The organism is Humibacter antri (assembly GCF_054777235.1).
The window spans coordinates 103828-123177 of the sequence record NZ_BAAHAW010000006.1 but is presented as its reverse complement, the minus strand read 5'-3'; the positions used below and the strand labels follow the sequence as shown (position 1 = coordinate 123177).

Genomic DNA, 19350 nt, shown 5'->3' with positions numbered 1-19350 from the left:
GCGCAGTGACCGTGAGTCCGGCGATTCGTACACTGCTACCCCTTGACCGCTCCCGATGTGAGCCCGGAGACCACCGACTTGCGGAACACGAAGACCAGAACCGCTATCGGCACGATCGCCACTGTCGCCGCAGCGAAGATGATGCCGTACGGCGTCACGTGCGGAGTGCCGAACAGGGCGATGCCGACGGGAATCGTTCGAAAGCTGTTCTCCGAGTTGAACGACAACGCCATCAGGAACTCCGTCCAGCACGCCGTGAAGGCGAAAATTCCTGCGGTGAACAATCCGGGCAAGGCCATGGGCAGCACCACGGTGAACAGTGTGCGGAACGGACCTGCGCCATCCATGCGCGCTGACTCCTCGATCTCGTCGGGCACGCCGAGGAAGTAGTTCCGCAGTATCCAGATCGAGAACGGCAGATTGAGTGCGGTGTAGGGGATGATCAGCGCCTGGTAGCTGTTCAGCCAGTTCAGGTCGCGCATGAGCAGATACAACGGGGCGATCAAGGCGATCGCCGGGAACACACTGATCATGAGCAGTGCGACCAGCATGGGCAGCTTGCCCCGCAGCGGGAGCTTCGCGAACGCGTAGCCCGCCAGTGTGCCGAACACCAGCACCAGGAACGTGGAGACGACGGCGACGATCACGGAATTGATGATGTAGATGCCGAACGAGTAGTCCGCGAACGCCTGAATGTAGTTCTCGAACGAGACGGGATTGGGGAACCACTGCGGTGAGGGCGCCGCGACGCCTGCCGTCGTCTTGAACCCCGTCGAGATCAGCCAGTAGATCGGCGTCATCACGAACACGAAGATGACGGCGGTTGCGATCGTCAGCCCGATCTTGCCGCCGCGCGATGTGCGACCGGCCGACATCAGTTCTCCTCCGTCTCGGTCACCTGCGAGCGGAACACGCGCAGGAAGAGCAGGCATCCGATGATGACCAGCAGCGCCGAGGTCACGGCGATCGCCGCGCCGAGGCCGAAGTGGAGGTTCTGGAACATGACCTGATAACCCAGGATCGCGAGCGACGTGGTCGCGTTCTCCGGACCGCCTTGGGTCAGCACGAACGGCAGATCGAAGACGCCGAACGCCTGCAGGATGCGGAAGAGAACGGCCAGGGCGATGGTCGGCCTGAGCAGGGGAACCGTCACCCGCCAGAACGTCTTCCAGCCGCTCGCCCCGTCGACCTCTGCAGCCTCGAAGACATCGCCGGGCAGCATGACGAGGCCGGCGAGAACCAGGATCGCCACGAACGGGGTGGTCTTCCAGACATCCGCGATCACCAGAGCGACGATCGCGGGAGCAGGAGAGCCGAGGATGACGGGCGAACCGAGACCGAGGGCCTTGAAGATGGCGTCGGCGACCCCGAAGGACGGGTCGAAGATGTAGCCCCACAATGTGGCCGAGATGACCGTGATCAGCGACCACGGAATGAGCAGTACCGCCATCATCCATCCGCGCATCGCGATCAGCTTCTCGAGCACGAGTGCGATGAGTGTTCCGAGCACCAGCTCGATGATCACGGTGACCACGGTGAATCCGACCGTGAAGAGCAACGCCTCCTGCCAGCGCGATGCGCTCAGCACGATGCTGTAGTTGCTGAGCGTGAACCCGTCGAGCTCGAAGCCGTTGCCCGTGACGTTCACGTTGCTGAAGCTCATCACGACGCTGTACGCGATCGGGAAGAGCGTCACCGCGGCGACGATGATCAGAGCCGGGGAGGCGAACCCCCACCCGACCCGCGTCATCTGCCGGTGATACGCGCCCCGCTTGGGCGGCGGGGCCGGTCTGGCGGCGCGAAGACCGGTTCGCGCAGCCGTGTTGGTCGTCATCTTCGACGTTTCCTCTCGATCGGGCTGATGCGGTGGTGGCCGGGTACTGGAACCGTCGGCGGGAGCGCATCGATGACGCGCTCCCGCCGACGGTCGGCCAGATCTTACAGTCCGCCCGAACTTCCCAGTGCGGTGGTGATTCCCGAGTTCATCTGCTTGATCGCCGCGTCAGGCTGCAGCGACCCGGCGAGAACGCCGTTGACCGCGTTGTAGATCGCCTGGCTCACCGCCGGATAGTTCGGCGTGTTCGACGGACGGGCGACCAACCGGGTCTTCGGCACCGTCGCGAGCACGGCGCTCTTGGCGATGACGTCAGGTGTGGTGCGCACAGCCTCGTTCGTCGGAATGTAGCTGAACTGCGTGGCGATGATCTTCTGCGCGGTCTGACCGGTCATCCACTTGATGAATGTCAGGTCGGCAGCCTGGTTCTTCGTGTGCGGGTTCATGTAGAGGTCCCAGCCTCCGATGTTGGAGTAACCCGGCTTGGACTGGCCTTCGAAGGTGGGCAGCGGTGCGATCCCGACCTTGCCGGTGACCGCGGAGCCCGTGCCCTGCGAAGCCGCGTAGGCGTATGCCCAGTTGCGCAGGAAGAGCGCCTTGCCCGAGCTGAACTCGTTCAGCGACTGCTGTTCCTGGAACGTCGACTGCGCCTTGGGACTGACGCCGTCGTTGACCAGCGACTGCTCGAACGTGAGGGCCTTCAACGCCGCCGCGCTGTCGACCTCGGACTTCGTTCCTGCAGTGTTCAGAACCTTTCCGCCGGCATCGGCCAGGAACTCGACGTAGTTGCAGGTAGCGCCCTCGTAGTCGGCTCCCTGGAAGACGTATCCGTCTTGGATCTGGCCCTTTGCCTGAACTTGCTTGGCCTCGGTCACCAACTGTTCCCACGTGGTGGGAACCGGAAGGTTGTTCGCCTGGAGGATGTCCTTGCGGTAGTACAGGAAGCTCTGATCCTCGAAGAACGGAGCCGCGTAGACCTTGCCCTTGTAGGTGGCTCCATCGACGAGCCCGTTCGCGAACTGCTTCCAGTAGCTGGAAGGAAGGTAGTTCGACAACGGCGTGACGAGCTGGTGGCTGGCGAACTGGGCGGGCCAGATCACGTCGCCGAGGAAGACATCCGGTCCGCTGCCACCGGAGATCTGGGTGGTCAGGGTCGCTCGGTTGGTGTCGGTGTCCTGCGGGGCGACGATGTACTTCACCGAGATGCCCGGATACTCCTTCTCGAAGGCGGCGATGAGCACCTTGTTCATGTCGGTGTTGCCGACGATGTTGGTGCCCGCCCAGAAGGAGATGCTGCCCTTGGTGGCGTTCCCGGACGGCGTGCTGCTCGTTCCGCTCGTCGATCCGCCGCTCGAGCCTCCGGCACTGCATGCCGAGAGCAGGAGTGCCGAAGCAGCGGCCACGGCGACGGCCGTGATGCGGGCCGTCCGTCCTCGTCTGCGGCGTGTGATGTTTCCGATCATGATCCTCTTCTCCTGGTGATGGAGCCGACCGTGCGACTCCGACTCTGGGGTGCGTCCGGCGCCCGTCGACTGTGCGTCGGGCGAGGGGATGATGCTGCGGTTCTGGACCGAGAGGCCGGCGCGACGCCGTGTTCTTCAAGTCCGAGGTCACGTTATGCGCGTTCAGGCTCGGAATGCAAGCGTTTCATGTAATCGCTTGCATCGATGTGTTCAAAGCGTTATGAACGTTCTCGGGCACAGCAACAGAAGCGCGGCGCGACCCGCCGCTGGAAGGAGTTCGTCGTGGCGATCACCGTGAACGCTCACACATCCGGCCGGATAGATGCCGATCAGTGGTGGCGGGATGCGGTCATCTACCAGATCTACCCGCGGTCGTTCGCCGATGCGAACGGCGACGGCATGGGCGACCTCCGTGGAGTCCTCGATCACCTCGACCATCTGGTCTCACTCGGCGTCGACGCCCTGTGGCTCTCACCCTTCTACGTTTCGCCGCAGGCCGACGCCGGGTACGACGTCGCCGACTACCTCGACGTCGATCCGATCTTCGGCACCCTCGCCGACTTCGACGCACTGCTGCAGGCCGCACACGCCAGCGGATTGAAGCTCATCGTCGATCTCGTGCCCAACCACACTTCGAGCCGGCATGCGTGGTTCCGTGCGGCACTGGCATCCGCTCCCGGAAGCCCGGAACGCGGCAGATACATCTTTCGAGACGGGAAGGGGCGTGACGGCGGCGAGCCTCCGAACAACTGGCGGTCGGTCTTCGGCGGCCCGGCGTGGACGCGCGTCGAGGAGGCCGATGGCACGCCCGGCCAGTGGTATCTGCACCTGTTCGATCCGGGGCAGCCCGACCTCGACTGGCGCTCCGATGCCGTCGTCGAGGCCTTCGAAGACATCCTGCGGTTCTGGCTCGACCGCGGCGTCGACGGGTTCCGTGTGGATGTCGCGCACGGCCTGATCAAACGAGACGGCCTGCCCGACACCGACCGGGCGACCGAGGCCGAGCTCGCCGGGCCCATGTGGGACCAGGATGACGTGCACGACATCTATCGCGGGTGGAACGCCGTGCTCGCGCAGTATCGGCCGCCACGCATGCTCGTCGCCGAGGCGTGGGTGTTCGAACCCGAACGGCTGGCTCGATACGTGCGTCATGACGAGATGCAGCAGGCTTTCAACTTCGAGTTCCTCACTGCCGGGTGGGACGCGGCGAACGTGAAACGCACGATCGACCAGGCCCTGGCCACGAATGCCCGAGTCGGGGCGACGACCACCTGGGTGCTTTCCAACCACGACGTCGTGCGGCATGCCTCACGGTTCGGCGAGCCGGATGCCGCTGCGGCGCGTCACGGCATCGGCCCGGACGACCTGCAACCCGATGCGGTCGTCGGATTGCAACGCGGCCGGGCGGCGACCTTGATGATGCTGGCGCTGCCAGGGTCCGCCTACCTGTATCAGGGAGAGGAACTCGGCCTCCCGGAGCACACGACGCTTCCGGCCAACGCCAGGCAGGACCCGACGTTCTTCCGAACCGAGGGCGCGCGGGTCGGCCGGGATGGCTGCCGCGTGCCCCTGCCCTGGGCGGCGGACGCTCCCGGGTTCGGATTCGGACCGACCGGCGCGACCTGGCTGCCCCAGCCCGCCGTGTTCGGCGAACTCGCCGTCGATCGGCAACAGGGCGCACCGGGCTCGACGCTCGAGTTCTATCGGAGTGCTATCGCGTTGCGGAGGGGACTCGGGCTCGGCGGCGGAGGGCTGCGTTGGAACGCTTCGGATGCGGCCACGCTCGACTTCGAGAACTCGGGCGTGCGAGTCATCGCCAACTACGGCGAGCATCCTGTCGCACTTCCTGCAGGGGCCGAAGTGCTGCTGGCCAGCGACGGCGAAGCCGTGCAGCGCGGAATGCTCCGGCCCGACGCGGCCGTCTGGCTGCGCTGATCCGCTGGCTGCGCTGAGCCGCTCGCCGATCACTCGCCGACGATGCGCAGGCCCCGTGCGCCGAACGCGCGGCGGTCGGAACGGATGGACGCAAGCAGGCGGTCGAGGTTCGCGTGCGTGTGGTGCGCGATCGCTGCGGCTGCGGCATCCGCGTCACGGTGCGCGATGGCATCCACGATGCCGGCGTGCTCGTTCCACGCGGCGGCCCTGCCCTCCTCGGTGCGCATCTCGAGCCAGCGGGCCCTGGCCATGCGCGTGACGGCGTCGGCGACGGCCTGGGCGATGAAGGCGTTGCCGCTGAGTGCGGCCAGACCCTCGTGGAAGTCCGAACCGCGCCGCATGCCGGCGTGCTCGTCATCGGGCTCGGTGCTCTGCGCCGTCACCGACCCGGCGAACCGCGCGAGCTGGTCGTCGGATGCCCGTTCGCACGCCAGTCGGGCCCCCGCCGCCTCCACGGCCTCCCGGTATTCGGAGAGCGCGGTCACCTCGTCGAGATCGATCGGCGTGGCGTGCCAGGCGCGGCCGTCGCGTGCCACGAGGCCCTCGTTCTGCAATCGCATCAGTGCAGCACGAACGGGAGTGCGGGATGCCCCGAACTCCGCCTCGAGGCCGCGCTCGCTCAGTCGTGCCCCGGGCACGATGTCGAGCGACAGGATGGCCTGCCGAACCTGGTCGTAGACCTGATCGGTTTGTGAGGCGCCTTGCATCCCTCCAGTATGGGCAACGCGAGCCGCGGGGGACACCGCTTGCGAACGCATTGGTATACCACTATGGTATCCCGTAACGAGCACGAGTCACGGTCGAACGAGCCCGAGGCCGCGCCTTCCGGAGACCGGCATGGTGTCCGGGCGTGCGGCCGGACGGTAAGGAGAAGGCCTCATGGCGCCGAGACGACCAGCACACCCAGCCTCGATGCCCCGGACGGGATCGCTTCGGCCGTGGCTCATGCTCGCGACGGCCGTCATGGCACAAGCCGCGGGCACGGTGTTCCAGTCGGCACCCGCCTTTCTCATCCCGCTGCTGCACACGCAGCGCGGCGTTCCGCTCGCGCAGGCCGGACTGCTGGCATCCGCACCGACACTGGGCCTCGTGATCACGCTCGTGGCGTGGGGTGCCCTCACGGACCGCATCGGCGAGCGATGGGTGATCGCCGGAAGCATGGCGCTGACCGCGCTCGCCGCAATCGGCGCGATGACCGCGTCGGGATACCTGGGGCTGGGCGGATTCCTGCTGCTCGGCGGCGCCGTGTCGGGGGGCACGAACGTCGCGAGCGGGCGGGTCGTCGTCGGCTGGTTCCGCAAGGAACGGCGCGGGTTCGTGATGGGCATCCGGCAGATGTGCCAGCCGCTGGGGGTCGCGGTCGCGGCGATCGCTGTGCCGCCGTTGGCGGCATCCGGCGGCGTTTCGGCGGCGATGGCGCTGCCGCTCGTGCTGACGGCGATGCTCGCCGTGCTCAGCGCCGTGGTGATCGTCGACCCGCCACGCCCGGCACGGTCGGGAGCGGATGCCGCCGGGCGTCCCGCGAACCCGTACCAGGGGTCGGTGACGCTGGTGCGCATCCACTTGGCGGCCGCCCTGTTGGTGGTTCCGCAGTTCACCGTCTCGATCTTCGGACTGGTGTGGCTGACGGCGGACCGGGGGATGAGCACGACGACTGCCGGTCTCGTGGTCGGTCTCTCGCAGTTCGTCGGCGCGCTCGGTCGCGTCGCGATCGGTGTGCTCTCGGACCGGGTGGGAAGCAGAATGCGTCCGTTGCGCTGGGTGGCGTGGGCCGCGGGCGGGGTGATGGTCATTTTGGGGGTCAGCGGACTGGCCCCTGCCTGGGTCGGCGCCGCCGTACTCATCGTGGCGGCCACGATCACCGTCGCCGACAACGGGCTGACCTACACGGCGGTGGCGGAGCTGGCAGGGCCGTTCTGGTCGGGGCGCTCGCTCGGCACGCACAACACCGGACAGTATCTGGCCGCATCGATCGTGGGACCGGCCGTCGGCGGACTCATCACACTGGTCGGGTACCCGCTCGCGTTCGCACTGGTGGCGCTGGCGCCGGTCGCCGCCGTGCCGCTCGTGCCGCGCGAGCCGGCCGAGGTCGAGCCCGAGGCCCTCGCGCCCGCTCGCAGCGTGGCTTGAAGGGGAAGTACTCAGTTCAGGTCGCACTTTTCGTCGCCACCCCTGCCGGAAAGCGACAGAAGCTGCGACCGGACTGAGGGGGCGACCGCATTTCGTGCGGTCGCCCTGTCAGTCGACCGGTGCCACCCAGATCGCGCGAGCCGCGACATCGCCCACCGTGATCGGGTCGCCGTCGTCGACCGAGACGACGATGTCGCCGGTGAAGGGGCGGGTCTCGAGCAGGGCGGCCCGGGCATCCAGGCGGATGCCCCGCTCGGCCAGGTAGCGCAGCACCGCCGGATCGGAGTCCGAGATGCGCACCACGTGCAGCGCTGCGTTCGGCTCCGCCTCCAGAAGCGGAAGGGCGTGCGGGGTGCGCGGGTCGCCGTCGGCGGTGGGGATCGGGTCTCCATGGGGATCGCGCACCGGATGCCCGAGCGCGGCGTCGATGCGGTCGATGAGCGTGTCGGAGACCGCGTGCTCGAGCACTTCGGCCTCGTCGTGCACTTCGTCCCAGGGATACCCGAGCGTCTCCACCAGGAATGTCTCGATCAGCCGGTGCCTGCGCACCATCGCCAGTGCGTGCATCCGTCCGGTCTCGGTCAGCGCGACCGCGCCGTACGGCTCGTGCACCACGAGTCCTTGCTCGGTCAGGCGTCGGATGCCGTCGCTCACCGTCGCGGCTCGCACCCCGATGCGTGCGGCCAGCGCGGTGACTGTCACGGGAACCTGCTCCCACTCGTTCGCGGCCCAGATCACCTTCAGGTAGTCCTGCGCCGTGTTCGTGAGAGACGAGACGGACATGGCGATCAGTCTAGGGATGCCTCGATACCGAGGGTTCTCGCCGGCACCTTTTCAGGCTCCGAGCCGACGCCAAGGACGCAAGGGGCCGGGAATGGGTCTTCCAACCTGAAATAGGTGTAGAGGGGGCTTGTGGGTAGGGTGGATGGCGTGTTCCTGAACTGTTGTCGTCGCTGAGGCGCGCCGCCCCAGCCGTGTGATCGCTGAGTGATCTGACCGGGCGTGCGCGAGGCATCCGCCATCGACCGCCCCGATACGAAGCACAACGACAGGATCACCATGAAGTTCGCCGCCTCCGTCACCGACCTGATCGGCGACACCCCGCTCGTGCGCCTGAATCGCGTCACCGAAGACAACGGTGTCGACCCGATCCGTGCGACAGTGCTCGTGAAGGTCGAATACTTCAATCCGGGCGGATCCAGCAAGGACCGCATCGCCGAGCGCATCATCGACGCCGCCGAGCGAGACGGCCTGCTGAAGCCTGGCGGCACGATCGTCGAGCCGACCAGCGGCAACACGGGTGTCGGCCTCGCCCTGGTGGCGCAACAGCGCGGCTACCGCTGCGTCTTCGTACTCCCCGACAAGGTGGGCGAGGACAAGCGCAACGTGCTCACCGCGTACGGCGCCGAGGTCGTGGTCACACCGACAGCTGTGGCGCCCGACGATCCCGACTCGTACTACAGCGTCTCGGACCGGCTGGTGCGCGAGATCCCCGGCGCCTACAAGCCGAACCAGTACGCGAACCCGAACGGGCCGCGCAGCCACTATGAGACGACGGGTCCGGAGATCTGGCGCGACACCGACGGGCGTGTCACGCACTTCGTCGCGGGCGTCGGCACCGGCGGCACGATCACCGGAACCGGACGGTACCTCAAGGAGATCTCCGAGAGTCGGGTGCGGATCATCGGCGCCGACCCCGAGGGTTCTGTGTACTCCGGCGGAACCGGCCGGCCGTACCTCGTGGAGGGCGTCGGCGAGGACTTCTGGCCGGACGCCTACGACCGGTCGGTTCCCGACGAGATCATCGCGGTCTCCGACGCCGACTCGTTCGCGATGACCAGACGGCTTGCCAGAGAAGAGGGGCTGCTCGTCGGCGGATCCAGTGGGATGGCCGTGGTCGCCGCACTGCGCGTCGCGCGCGGCCTGGGACCCGACGACATCGTGGTCGTGCTGCTGCCCGACGGTGGGCGCGGTTACCTGGGCAAGATCTTCAACGATCGCTGGATGCGCTCCTACGGCTTCAGCGATGTCTCCGGCGAGGCGACGGTGCGCGAGGTGATCGCCTCGAAGTCTTCGGCGCTGCCGGATCTCGTGCATGCGCATCCGTCGGACACCGTGCACGACGCGATCGCCATCATGACGGAGTACGGCGTCAGCCAGTTGCCCATCCTCAGTGCTGAGCCGCCCGTCGTGATCGGCGAGGTCGTCGGGTCGCTCGACGAGCGCACATTGCTCGATCTGGTGTTCGGCGGCGAGGCCGGCCTGACCGACAGCGTCGGGTCGCTCGTGGCGCCGCCGCTTCCGCTGATCGGTGTGAACGAGACCGTGGCGGCCGCGCGTGCCGCTCTCGGCGAGGCGAACGCCCTGTTGGTGACGGATGAAGGAAAGCCGCTCTCGGTGCTCACCCGTGCCGACCTGCTCGCGTTCCTGAGCCGCTGACAGACCACAACGAAGAGAGCCGAGCATGACCGAAGCACACGCCGAGACCGGATTCGCCACCCGCGCCATCCACGCCGGGCAGGAGTTCGACCCCACGACCGGGGCCGTCGTGCCGCCCATCTACCAGTCGTCCACGTTCGTGCAGGACGGCATCGGCGGGCTTCGCGGCGGCTACGAGTACGGCCGCAGCGGCAACCCGACGCGCACGTCGCTGGAAGTGGTGCTCGCCGCGCTCGAGGGCGGTGACCGTGCACTCGCGTTCGCATCCGGACTCGCGGCGGAGGATGCCCTGCTGCGCTCTGCGCTACGCCCGGGTGATCACGTGGTGCTCGGCAACGACGTGTACGGCGGCACCTACCGGCTGATCGATCGCATCCACGGCGAGTGGGGCATCCGTCACACCGCTGTCGACCTCACCGACCTCGACGCGGTGCGGAACGCGCTCGCCGCCAGCCGCACCCGAATGCTCTGGATCGAGACGCCGAGCAACCCGTTGATGAAGATCAGCGACATCACCGCGCTCGCCGAGCTGGGCCACGCGGTCGGCGCGACGGTCGTCGTGGACAACACGTTCGCCTCGCCCGCACTGCAGCAGCCGTTGGCGCTCGGCGCCGACGTGGTGGTGCACTCGACCACCAAGTACCTCGGCGGCCACTCCGATGTGATCGGCGGCGCCGTCATCGTGCGCGAAGCCGCTCCCTCGTTGCACGACCTCGCCGAGAAGCTGGCGTTCCAGCAGTTCGCCGCGGGCGCGATCGCCGCGCCGATGGAGGCGTGGCTGACCGTGCGCGGCATCAAGACCCTCGACGTGCGCATGCAGCGGCACTCCGAGAACGCGCAGGCGATCGCGGAGCGAATGTCGGAGCATCCATCGATCGAGCGCGTCTACTACCCGGGGTTGCCGTCGCACCCGGGCCACGACCTGGCCGCACGCCAGATGACGCGCTTCGGCGGCATGCTCTCGGTCGCCGTGCGCGGGGGAGCGGATGCCGCCCGCCGGCTCGCCGAGTCCACCCGCGTGTTCCAGCTGGCCGAGTCGCTCGGCGGCGTGGAGTCGCTGATCGGATACCCGAGCGAGATGACCCACGCGTCGGTGCGCGGCACGGCGCTGGAGGTGCCTGCGAACATCGTGAGGCTGTCAGTGGGCATCGAGTCGATCGACGACCTCGTCGCCGACGTGGAGCAGGCGCTCGACCGCCTCGGGTGAGGCGGCACGCCGATAGTCTGGCGTTCCACGTCAGCCTCCCGGGGAGTAGCCCATGACCGAATATCGCGCCCACTTCGACGCCACCGTCGAGTTCGTCAACGGCGGGTCGCTCACCGCGGAGGGTTTTCGGCTCGACCTTCCGAGCGCGGACCTCGACACGGATGCCGTGGGCCGGCTCTTCGTGCAACACCTCGGCCTAGCACTCGTGGGCCGCGTCGAGCTGCGTGGCGTGAAGATCGTGGCGGAGCAGCACCGCGGGAGCCGGGGCATCCCGGAAGCCGCGTCGGAGGCGGGAGCCGTGTCGGAGGCGGGAGTCGTGCCGGAGGCGGAAGTCGGGCCGGAGCCGGGAGCCGTGCCGGAGGCGGCAGCCGTGACAGAGGCGGGAGCCGCAACCGGTGGACCCGCCGATGACGCGCAGGAGGCCGGCCGGGCGCGGCCGAGCCGCCGCACGGTGATCGACCTGAGTCATCGCATCCGTGATGGACTTGTCACCTACCCCGGCCTCCCCGCGCCGGTCATCACTCCGCACCTCACGCGTGAGGCGTCCCGCGGGGTGTACGCGCCGGGCACGGAGTTCGCGATGGACGTCATCACGATGATCGGCAACACCGGCACCTACCTCGACAGCCCGTACCACCGGTACGCTGACGGCGGCGATCTCGCCTCGCTCGATCTGGCGACGCTCGTCGACCTGCGCGCGGAGGTCGTGCACGTGGCGGATGCCACGCAGCGCGGCGTGCCGGCATCCGTGTTCTACGACCGCGACGTGCGTGATGCCGCGGTGCTCGTGCACACCGGCTGGGACCGCCACTTCGGCACGCCGGAGTATTCGAGAGGTGCCCCCTTCCTCGCCGCGGATGCCGTCGCGTACCTCGTCGAACAGGGCGCGGTGCTCGTCGGCATCGACTCGCTCAACATCGATGACACCGAGTCGGGAGGCGAGCGGCCGGCACACTCCGGGCTGCTCGCCGCCGGCATCCACGTCGTCGAGCACCTCACGGGCCTCAGCGGCCTGCCGGCGCGCGGCGCGCGGTTCACCGCGGCTCCGCCTGCGGTCGAGGGATTCGGCACGTTCCCGGTGCGGGCGTTCGCGCTCGTCTGACGGCACGTCGCCCTTCGGCGTCAGTGGTCGCGCGTAACGTGTCGACCGGATGCCCGCTCATCCTCATCGAAGCCAAGCAGCGAGGAGCCGCCCGAATGGACACCAGAGACCTACTGTCGGATGCCGTCGAGCGCGTCGGCCAGGGCGTGCATCGTCTCTTGGACGGTGCTGACAATCACGTGCTGACGTTCCGGCCCGATCCTGAGGCGAACACGATCGCCTGGCTGGTGTGGCACTTGACGCGTGGACAGGACGCGCAGATCGCCGATGCGTACGGACTCGAGCAGGTGTGGACCTCCCAGGGGTGGGTCGACCGGTTCGGCCTCCCGTTCTCTTCAGGCGCCTCAGGATACGGGCAGTCGAGTGACGAAGTCGCCGCGGTGCGAGTCGCGCCCGACCTCCTGCGCGGGTACTACGACACCACGCAGGAGGTGACGCTCGCCCGGATCGCCGCGACGAGCGATGCCGACCTCGACCGCGTCGTCGACACCCGCTGGAATCCGCCGGTCACGCTCGGCGTGCGCCTCATCAGCATCATCGACGACGACGTGAAGCACCTCGGCCAGGCCGAGTACGTGAGGGGGGTCGCGCAGCGCGCGCGTCCTGCTGGTTGAGCCTGCTCCGTCGCTGGTTGAGCCTGCTCCGTTGCTGGTTGGCCCGCTCCGTTGCTGGTTGAGCTTGTCGAAACCAGCCTCAAGCGGCGTCGGGTTTCGACAAGCTCAACCTGCGGTACCCGTCGTCAACCTGTGGTACCCGTCGTCAGCCTGTGGTACCCGTCGTCAGCCTGCGGTACCCGTCGTCAGCCTGCGGTACCCGTCGTCAGCCTGCGGTACCCGTCGTCTACCCGCGGTACCCGTCCTCAACCCGCGGTACCCGTCACCCGTGCTGGTTTCGACGCCTCGACATGCTCAGCCGACGGGAGCGCTCAGCCGGTGATGCGATTCCCGGATGCGCGCCAAGTCAAGAAGAACTCGATCGCCGCGTCCAGCATCTCGGCCGTGAGCTCGTGCCCGGCGTCGAGGAACCGGCCGTCGTAACCCGGGTACGACATCAGACGACCGTGTGCTGCGCGCATCCCGTCCAGTGGGAAGAGCGGGTCGCGCTCGCCGTAGAGCACCAGCAGGTCGCGGGTGGCGCCGATCCGGGCCACATCCGGCCAGTCGCACAGCCGGGGCAGTCCGGGGCTGTGCAGCAGCCACGAGTGCGTCTCCACGTAGTCCGGCACGAGCGAGCCGAACGTCGCCATCATGCACGCGATGACCACGGCGCCGATCCGGTCGTCCAGTGCGGCGAGCAGATGCGCCCGTCCGCCTCCGCCCGAGAACCCGATCGCGCCGAGGCGGCTCGGGTCCACACCGGGCAGTCCGGCGAGCACATCGGCGGCGATGAGGTCGTCGGCCACGACCATGCCGGCGAACGTCTGGCCGAGCACGCCGGCCGTCTTCGCGACCAGGTCTTCGTGGGCCGATGAGACTGCATCGAAGAGCTCGTCGTCGCTCGGCACGTGCCCCTTCGCGGCCGACAGGGCGAGCAGCGCGTCGCGGGTGCGGGCGAGCTTCGGCGGCGGCGACGACAGGTCGAACCGCCTGCTCGCCCACGAGAACGTGTCGTGTGCCAGCACCACGAAACCCGCCCGCGCGAGCCGATTCGCGACGGCGTCCGGATTCTCGCCGTCGAAGTCGATGAGCTGAGCGGCGCCAGTCGAACGGTGTCCGCCGTGCTGATGCAGCGCGAGGATGCCCGGCAGCAAGCCAGGGGGACCGCCGCCGGCTCGACGTGCGCCCGCCTCGTTGTCGCGCGGGGCCGACACCACAGGTCGCAGTTCCCACGCCTGAGTCTCCGGCCCGTACTGCACCCGCCAGCGCAGTGGGGTGATCGCGACACCGTCGCGCACCGTCGCTTCTCCTCGGCGCACGTGTGGTGGCGCGGGCTTGCGGCGCAGGCCCAGGACATCCGCGAGTGCCTGCGTCGGAGCATCCGTTCCCGCGAACGGTGGTGTGCCCGACGCATGCGCCGGCCAATCCTCGTATCCAGGTATCGCCGACGAACTCACTCGGCGCACTCCTCCGTGGGGCTGGCACAGACCATGCCGCAGACGAATCGGTGCCCGCCCCGGCCGCGCGGCCGGAACGGGCACCGACGCAGGTGAACAGGGATCATGCCGCGGAGTCGATCAGTCCCTGCACCTCGGTCTTGAACGCCGCTGCCGCTGCCGCAGGGGTGGCTCGTCCGAAGATGACGTCCTGTGTGTGGCGCTGCTCGACCGCCGCGACCGTGCTCGTCCCCTTCGGCGGCACCGGCGGCACCCACTTGATCTCGCTCTTGATGTCTTCCAGATACTTGACGCCCAACTGGTCGGTGGCCGACAGCAGCGGCTTGACCACGGCGAGCACCTTGGGGTTCACCGGCACGCCGCGCTCAGCCAGCTGCAGCTTCGCGGCTGACGTGTCGTTCAAGAAGTAGTTGATGATGCCGCCGGCCTGCGCTGCGGCCTTCGTCTGCGAACCGATCGACCAGTACATCGACGGCTTGTAGTACACACCGTTCTTGGTTGCTGCTCCCGCGACGCTCGGCGGACGCAGCAGCACCAGGTCCCCACCGTTCGACTGCTGGTAGGCGCTGACCTGGTTGCTCCACATCCATCCGAGAGCGGCCTTGTTGGTGCCGAACAGGGTCTGCTGCAGCGAGGCCGCGACGTCGTTCGTGAACTCATCCGGCGTGGGACCGTAGCCGGCGTCGAAGAACTTCTTGATCATGGTGAACCAACTCGTCGCATTGTCGACGGAGAAGCCGAGCTTGCCCTTGTCGGTGTAGAGCTGTTGACCGTGCTGGTGCAGCCACAGCTGCAGGTCCTGATCGCTGCTCTGCCACGTGCTGCCGGTGAAGGCGCCGCCGGATCCGGACTTGAGCTTGGAGCAGGTGTCGAGGTAGTCGTTCCACGTCCACGTCTTGTCATCGGGAACCTCGACGCCCGCCTTCTGGAACAGCGTCTTGTTCGCGGCGATGCCGTATGCGTTGTTGCCGGTAGGGATTCCGTACAGCTTGCCGTTCAGTGTGCCGGCAGCCAGCGACGACTTCAGCGGTGTGAAGTCGAGGCTCGCCACAGTCGACATGTCGAGCAGCGCGCCGCGGCCGCCGTACTCGGCGATGTACGCCTGGTCCATCTGGATGACGTCGGGTTCTGTCTGCCCCGCCACCTGCGTCGACAGTTTGGTCCAGTACGTCGCCCACTGCCCAGGCGCCTGGTTGATCGTCACCTTCGAGTGTGCAGCCGTGTAGTTCTGGATGATCTTGGCCGTGTACTCGGACCGCACGGGGTTGGTCCACCACTCGAAGTTGAGTGTGGCCTTCTTGAACGCATCACCGGCTGCTGCGGTCGATGTTGCGCCTCCACCGGCGGGGGTGGCGGATGTTCCGCACCCGGCGAGCAGAAGTGTGGTCCCGATGCCGGTCAGGGCGAGGGCCCCGAACTGGCGCCGGGAGATCTGCTGCTGTGACATGTGGCCTCCTTGCCATGCTGTGGTCGCGACTCTGTCGGGAGCGGGGAAACGCTTTCCCATGAAGTCTGCCCAAATTATCCGGAGCCGATTCGAGCGGTGTCAAGCGTTCCGCGTGATTCTCAGGAAACGTTTTCTGACTGGCTTGACGTTCGCGCACCGTGCGTTGTAGCGTGTCTGCCACAACCCCGGCAAACGCTTTCCCGTCCCCTCCGGTCCCTTCGGATGGCAGCCGCGCCAGGACCTGTACTCAGCGTCGACTACTAGGGGGCTCGTGTGAGCGTCTTCGAAGAACTGCGATCGGTCAGATCGTCCAAGACGACGGGCAAACGCGACAACAAGGCGGCATTCTTCTTCTTGCTGCCGTGGTTGCTGGGCCTTCTCTTCATCACGGCGGGGCCGATGGTCGCTTCGCTGTGGATCTCGCTCACGAATTACAACCTGATCCAGGCGCCGTCGTTCATCGGCGTGCAGAACTACGTGCGGATGTTCCAGGATCCGCGGTTGCTCAACTCGCTGCGGGTCACGTTCGAGTACGTGTTCGTGTCGGTGCCCATCCAGCTGGTGCTGGCTCTTGCTCTGGCGCTGCTTCTGGATCGCGGCATGCGGGCGCTGCCGTTCTACCGGTCGGTGTTCTACCTGCCGTCGCTGCTGGGGAGTTCGGTGGCGGTGGCCATCCTGTGGCGGCAGATCTTCGGTCAGAGCGGTCTGGTGAACCAGGTGCTCGGGCTGATCGGGCTGCACAACATGCCTGGCTGGATCTCGGACCCGCAGTTCGCCCTCGGCACGATCATCCTGCTGAATGTGTGGACGTTCGGAGCGCCGATGATCATCTTCCTGGCCGGTCTGCGTCAGATCCCCGACATGTATTACGAGGCAGCGTCGATCGACGGTGCCGGCAGGTGGCGGCGGTTCTTCAGCATCACGCTGACGATGCTGTCGCCGATCATCTTCTTCAACATCATTCTTCAGTTGATCGGCGCGTTCCAGTCGTTCACCCAGGCGTTCGTGGTCTCCGGCGGAACCGGTGGACCGTCGGATTCGACGATGTTCTATTCCCTCTACCTGTACCAGCAGGGCTTCAACCAGTTCGACATGGGGTATGCCTCCGCGATGGCGTGGCTGCTGTTCATCATCATCGCCATCATCACGGCCGTGACGTTTGTCACCTCGAAGTATTGGGTGTTCTATGACAACTGAGACCGCAACCAGGGCTCTGCTCGTGCCGGCGGGCCGCACGGGACGCGAGCGATCGCGAGGCATCCGGGCCATCGTGCGCAGCACCATCAAGCACGTCTTCATGGTCGCCGCGGCGATATTGATGATCTATCCGCTTCTGTGGATGGTCGTCAGCTCGCTTCGCCCGAACAACGAGATCTTCACCAACCCGAGCATCATCCCGAACCACTTCGACTGGCAGAACTACACCGCCGGTTGGACCGCCCTGACGTCGCCGTTCGGGCTCTACCTCGGCAACTCCCTCATCATCGTGCTCGGTGCCGTGATCGGCAACCTGTTCGCGTGCTCGCTGGCGGCTTACGCCTTCGCCCGGCTCGAGTTCCGGTTCAAGCGGGTCGCGTTCACGATCATGCTGCTGACGATCATGCTGCCGTTCCAGGTGACGCTGGTGCCGCAATACATCATGTTCTCGTACGTGCACATGCTGAACACGTTCTGGCCGCTGATCCTGCCGAAGGTGCTGGGCACGGACTCGTTCTTCATCTTCCTGATGGTGCAGTTCATCCGCGGCATCCCCCGGGAGCTCGACGAGGCGGCCAGGATCGACGGATGCGGGCATCCGCGCATCTTCTTCCGTGTCATCCTGCCGCTGATGACCCCGGCACTGGCCACCACGACGATCTTCACGTTCATCTGGATGTGGAACGAGTTCTTCGGCCCGATCGTCTACCTGACCCAACCGCACACCTGGACGGTGCAGGTCGCGCTCGGCCAGTTCATCGACAATCAGACCGGTGGCAACTGGGGCGAACTGTTCGCCATGTCGGTCGTCTCGCTCGTGCCGGTGTTCATCGCCTTCTTGATCGGCCAGCGCTTTCTCATCAGGGGCATCGCCACCACCGGCATCAAGTAATCAGAGCTGGTCGAGCCCCCTATGGCTGGTTGAGCCGCTCCTCTCCCGCCGGTGCAGCCACCCCCTCCCGCTGGTTGAGCCTGTCGAAACCAGTTGCCCCGGGGTGGCGGTTTCGACAGGCTCAACCGACGGGGGAGGGTTTCGACAGGCTCAACCAACGGGACAGGCTCGACCAACGGGAGAAGGGGTGTGCGGCACAATCGAGAAAGACACACCCAGGGGAGCAGGAGTGGTAGCAGAGATCCATAGCGCATCGCATGAGCCCGGCGGGAACGGCTCCGTTCCCACTCTCGCCGACGTCGCCAAGCACGCGGGCGTGTCTCTTGCGACGGCGTCGCGTGCACTGAACGGCAGCACACGAACGGTCAACCCGCAGCTCAAGGCGAGGGTGGAGGCATCCGCTCGGCAACTGCACTACACGGCGAACGTGCAGGCGCAGGCCGTCGCACGCGGCACCAGTCGCACCGTCGCGCTCGTCCTCGGCGACATCGCCGATCCGTACTTCTCTGCGATCGCGGCCGGGGTGGCGGATGCCGCGGCCAGGCACCGCCTCATCGTGACGATGTCCACAGCGGGAACCGACCCCGAGCACGTGGTCGACACCATCGCAGCACTGCGCGGACAGCGGCCGAGCGCCGTGATCGTGGTGGGCAGCCGCTACGTGGACGACAAGACCGAAGCGGCGATCGCCGAAGAACTGCGAGCGGTCGAGGCGCAGGGCGGGCGCGTGGCCATGATCGGCGCCCAGGCGAACGGGTTCCGCGCCGTACCTGTGCTCAACGCCGAGGGCGCCGCTGCGCTCGCCGACGCCCTCGTGGGTCTCGGCCACCACGACTTCGCCGTGCTGGCCGGGCCGTCGGGACTCACGACCTCGGCCGACCGAACCCGCGGGTTCCTTGCAGGGCTGGCCGAGCACGGCATCCGGCCGCATGCGGCATCCGTCGTCACCGGCGGCTTCTCGCGGCAGGGCGGTTACCGCGACATGCTCCGGATGCTGGATGCCGGCATCCGCCCGCAGTGCGTCTTCGCCGTCACCGACGTGATGGCCGTCGGGGCCATGACCGCGATGCGCGAGCGCGGACTGACGCCCGGTGTCGACATCGCCGTCGCCGGATTCGACGACATCGAGATGCTGCAAGACGTCGTGCCGTCGCTGACCACGGTGTCGCTGCCGCTGCGCGAGCTGGGCGAGCGCTCACTGGAGCTCGCCCTCGCGGAGGTGCCCGCCGTGCAGCAGCCGATCCGCGGCGTGGTGACCGTGCGCGACAGCACCCCTTCGCGCGCCTGACGGCATCACGCCGAGCGCGGCGTCGTCGCTCACGAACGGGCGCGGCATCCTCGTTCACGAACGGGCGCGGCATCCCCTTCACGAACGAGCACGGAACCGACGAGTCAGCACGCAATGGACGCCTGTTCCGTGGTGGCTCGTCCGGTGCGTGCTCGTTCGTCAGTTGCGTGCTTGGTCGCCCGGTGCGTGTGCGGTCGTCTGTTGCGTGGTGGCTCGTCAGATGTGTGGCTGCTCGTCGCGCGGCTGCACCCCCGTCGCGCGGCCGAGCGTTCCGCGCAGTCGCCGCGGGGACCGCCCCGAGCGGGAAACCGCCCCGAACTCGAAAACAGGCAGGAAAGCGGCTTCCACGCGGGAGCAGGCAGC

General features: G+C 67.3%; 16 protein-coding genes. 9 read left to right on the top strand and 7 right to left on the bottom strand.

Annotation, left to right across the window (positions count from 1 at the left end; translation table 11 throughout):
* Nucleotides 1–35: 35 nt before the first annotated feature.
* The 3 genes from ACYVDK_RS04210 to ACYVDK_RS04200 form a co-directional block, all read right to left on the bottom strand.
* Nucleotides 36–875, bottom strand: coding sequence for a carbohydrate ABC transporter permease (locus ACYVDK_RS04210; protein WP_460518397.1), 840 nt, complete (start codon nucleotides 873–875; stop codon nucleotides 36–38).
* Nucleotides 875–1834, bottom strand: coding sequence for a carbohydrate ABC transporter permease (locus ACYVDK_RS04205; protein WP_460518394.1), 960 nt, complete (start codon nucleotides 1832–1834; stop codon nucleotides 875–877). Before ACYVDK_RS04205 ends, ACYVDK_RS04210 begins: the two co-directional genes overlap by 1 nt.
* A 104-nt stretch (nucleotides 1835–1938) precedes the next feature.
* A complete protein-coding gene (locus ACYVDK_RS04200; protein WP_460518392.1) occupies nucleotides 1939–3297 on the bottom strand; it encodes an ABC transporter substrate-binding protein in 1359 nt (452 codons plus the stop codon).
* A 282-nt stretch (nucleotides 3298–3579) separates the two neighbouring features.
* On the opposite strand from ACYVDK_RS04200, the gene ACYVDK_RS04195 reads away from it, so the two are divergent.
* A complete protein-coding gene (locus tag ACYVDK_RS04195; protein WP_460518389.1) occupies nucleotides 3580–5232 on the top strand; it encodes a glycoside hydrolase family 13 protein in 1653 nt (550 codons plus the stop codon).
* A gap of 29 nt (nucleotides 5233–5261) precedes the next feature.
* On the opposite strand, the gene ACYVDK_RS04190 is transcribed toward ACYVDK_RS04195, so the two are convergent.
* Nucleotides 5262–5939 carry a GntR family transcriptional regulator gene (locus ACYVDK_RS04190; protein ID WP_460518386.1) on the bottom strand — a complete coding sequence of 226 codons (678 nt, stop codon included), beginning with the start codon at nucleotides 5937–5939 and terminating at the stop codon, nucleotides 5262–5264.
* Nucleotides 5940–6144: 205 nt separating this feature from the next.
* Here ACYVDK_RS04190 and ACYVDK_RS04185 point away from each other — a divergent pair, with 205 nt between their 5' ends.
* A complete protein-coding gene (locus ACYVDK_RS04185) occupies nucleotides 6145–7362 on the top strand; it encodes an MFS transporter (RefSeq protein ID WP_460518384.1) in 1218 nt (405 codons plus the stop codon).
* Nucleotides 7363–7470: 108 nt separating this feature from the next.
* Here the strand turns inward: ACYVDK_RS04185 and ACYVDK_RS04180 are convergent, their stop codons facing one another.
* Entirely contained in the window at nucleotides 7471–8145 is a 675-nt protein-coding gene (locus tag ACYVDK_RS04180; protein WP_460518381.1) for a metal-dependent transcriptional regulator, read from the bottom strand.
* A gap of 276 nt (nucleotides 8146–8421) precedes the next feature.
* Between ACYVDK_RS04180 and ACYVDK_RS04175 the strand changes: the two genes are divergently transcribed.
* The 4 genes from ACYVDK_RS04175 to ACYVDK_RS04160 all read left to right on the top strand — a co-directional run bounded on the left by ACYVDK_RS04175 (nucleotide 8422) and on the right by ACYVDK_RS04160 (nucleotide 12724).
* Nucleotides 8422–9801 (top strand): cystathionine beta-synthase, encoded by a 1380-nt coding sequence (locus ACYVDK_RS04175; protein WP_460518378.1) that lies wholly within the window; start codon nucleotides 8422–8424, stop codon nucleotides 9799–9801.
* 25 nt (nucleotides 9802–9826) lie between these two features.
* Entirely contained in the window at nucleotides 9827–11008 is a 1182-nt protein-coding gene (locus ACYVDK_RS04170; RefSeq protein WP_460518375.1) for a cystathionine gamma-synthase, read from the top strand.
* A 52-nt stretch (nucleotides 11009–11060) separates the two neighbouring features.
* The gene (locus ACYVDK_RS04165; protein ID WP_460518372.1) at nucleotides 11061–12110 is read left to right on the top strand and encodes a cyclase family protein; all 1050 of its coding nucleotides are present in this window, start codon (nucleotides 11061–11063) and stop codon (nucleotides 12108–12110) included.
* Nucleotides 12111–12205: 95 nt separating this feature from the next.
* Nucleotides 12206–12724 carry a DinB family protein gene (locus ACYVDK_RS04160; RefSeq protein WP_460518369.1) on the top strand — a complete coding sequence of 173 codons (519 nt, stop codon included), beginning with the start codon at nucleotides 12206–12208 and terminating at the stop codon, nucleotides 12722–12724.
* Between the two features lie 311 nt (nucleotides 12725–13035).
* On the opposite strand, the gene ACYVDK_RS04155 is transcribed toward ACYVDK_RS04160, so the two are convergent.
* Both ACYVDK_RS04155 and ACYVDK_RS04150 read right to left on the bottom strand, forming a co-directional pair.
* Nucleotides 13036–14163, bottom strand: coding sequence for a dienelactone hydrolase family protein (locus ACYVDK_RS04155; RefSeq protein ID WP_460518366.1), 1128 nt, complete (start codon nucleotides 14161–14163; stop codon nucleotides 13036–13038).
* 103 nt (nucleotides 14164–14266) lie between these two features.
* Nucleotides 14267–15610, bottom strand: coding sequence for an ABC transporter substrate-binding protein (locus ACYVDK_RS04150; protein ID WP_460518363.1), 1344 nt, complete (start codon nucleotides 15608–15610; stop codon nucleotides 14267–14269).
* A gap of 273 nt (nucleotides 15611–15883) precedes the next feature.
* Between ACYVDK_RS04150 and ACYVDK_RS04145 the strand changes: the two genes are divergently transcribed.
* The 3 genes from ACYVDK_RS04145 (at nucleotide 15884) to ACYVDK_RS04135 (ending at nucleotide 18987) form a co-directional block, all read left to right on the top strand.
* On the top strand, nucleotides 15884–16807 hold the full coding sequence (locus ACYVDK_RS04145) for a carbohydrate ABC transporter permease (protein ID WP_460518360.1): 924 nt from the start codon (nucleotides 15884–15886) through the stop codon (nucleotides 16805–16807).
* The gene (locus ACYVDK_RS04140; RefSeq protein WP_460518357.1) at nucleotides 16797–17699 is read left to right on the top strand and encodes a carbohydrate ABC transporter permease; all 903 of its coding nucleotides are present in this window, start codon (nucleotides 16797–16799) and stop codon (nucleotides 17697–17699) included. Before ACYVDK_RS04145 ends, ACYVDK_RS04140 begins: the two co-directional genes overlap by 11 nt.
* Nucleotides 17700–17928: 229 nt before the next feature.
* Nucleotides 17929–18987, top strand: a complete 1059-nt coding sequence (locus ACYVDK_RS04135; protein ID WP_460518354.1) for a LacI family DNA-binding transcriptional regulator — start codon at nucleotides 17929–17931, stop codon at nucleotides 18985–18987.
* Nucleotides 18988–19350 lie beyond the last annotated feature (363 nt).

What these genes read in the sequence shown, in the direction of transcription:
- ACYVDK_RS04170 (WP_460518375.1), top strand. Translation starts at nt 9,827, where the DNA reads ATGACCGAAGCACACGCCGAGACCGGATTCGCCACCCGCGCCATCCAC.
- ACYVDK_RS04210 (WP_460518397.1), bottom strand. Translation starts at nt 875, where the DNA reads ATGTCGGCCGGTCGCACATCGCGCGGCGGCAAGATCGGGCTGACGATC.
- ACYVDK_RS04150 (WP_460518363.1), bottom strand. Translation starts at nt 15,610, where the DNA reads ATGTCACAGCAGCAGATCTCCCGGCGCCAGTTCGGGGCCCTCGCCCTG.
- ACYVDK_RS04165 (WP_460518372.1), top strand. Translation starts at nt 11,061, where the DNA reads ATGACCGAATATCGCGCCCACTTCGACGCCACCGTCGAGTTCGTCAAC.
- ACYVDK_RS04180 (WP_460518381.1), bottom strand. Translation starts at nt 8,145, where the DNA reads ATGTCCGTCTCGTCTCTCACGAACACGGCGCAGGACTACCTGAAGGTG.
- ACYVDK_RS04175 (WP_460518378.1), top strand. Translation starts at nt 8,422, where the DNA reads ATGAAGTTCGCCGCCTCCGTCACCGACCTGATCGGCGACACCCCGCTC.
- ACYVDK_RS04205 (WP_460518394.1), bottom strand. Translation starts at nt 1,834, where the DNA reads ATGACGACCAACACGGCTGCGCGAACCGGTCTTCGCGCCGCCAGACCG.
- ACYVDK_RS04140 (WP_460518357.1), top strand. Translation starts at nt 16,797, where the DNA reads ATGACAACTGAGACCGCAACCAGGGCTCTGCTCGTGCCGGCGGGCCGC.
- ACYVDK_RS04200 (WP_460518392.1), bottom strand. Translation starts at nt 3,297, where the DNA reads ATGATCGGAAACATCACACGCCGCAGACGAGGACGGACGGCCCGCATC.
- ACYVDK_RS04190 (WP_460518386.1), bottom strand. Translation starts at nt 5,939, where the DNA reads ATGCAAGGCGCCTCACAAACCGATCAGGTCTACGACCAGGTTCGGCAG.
- ACYVDK_RS04160 (WP_460518369.1), top strand. Translation starts at nt 12,206, where the DNA reads ATGGACACCAGAGACCTACTGTCGGATGCCGTCGAGCGCGTCGGCCAG.
- ACYVDK_RS04185 (WP_460518384.1), top strand. Translation starts at nt 6,145, where the DNA reads ATGCCCCGGACGGGATCGCTTCGGCCGTGGCTCATGCTCGCGACGGCC.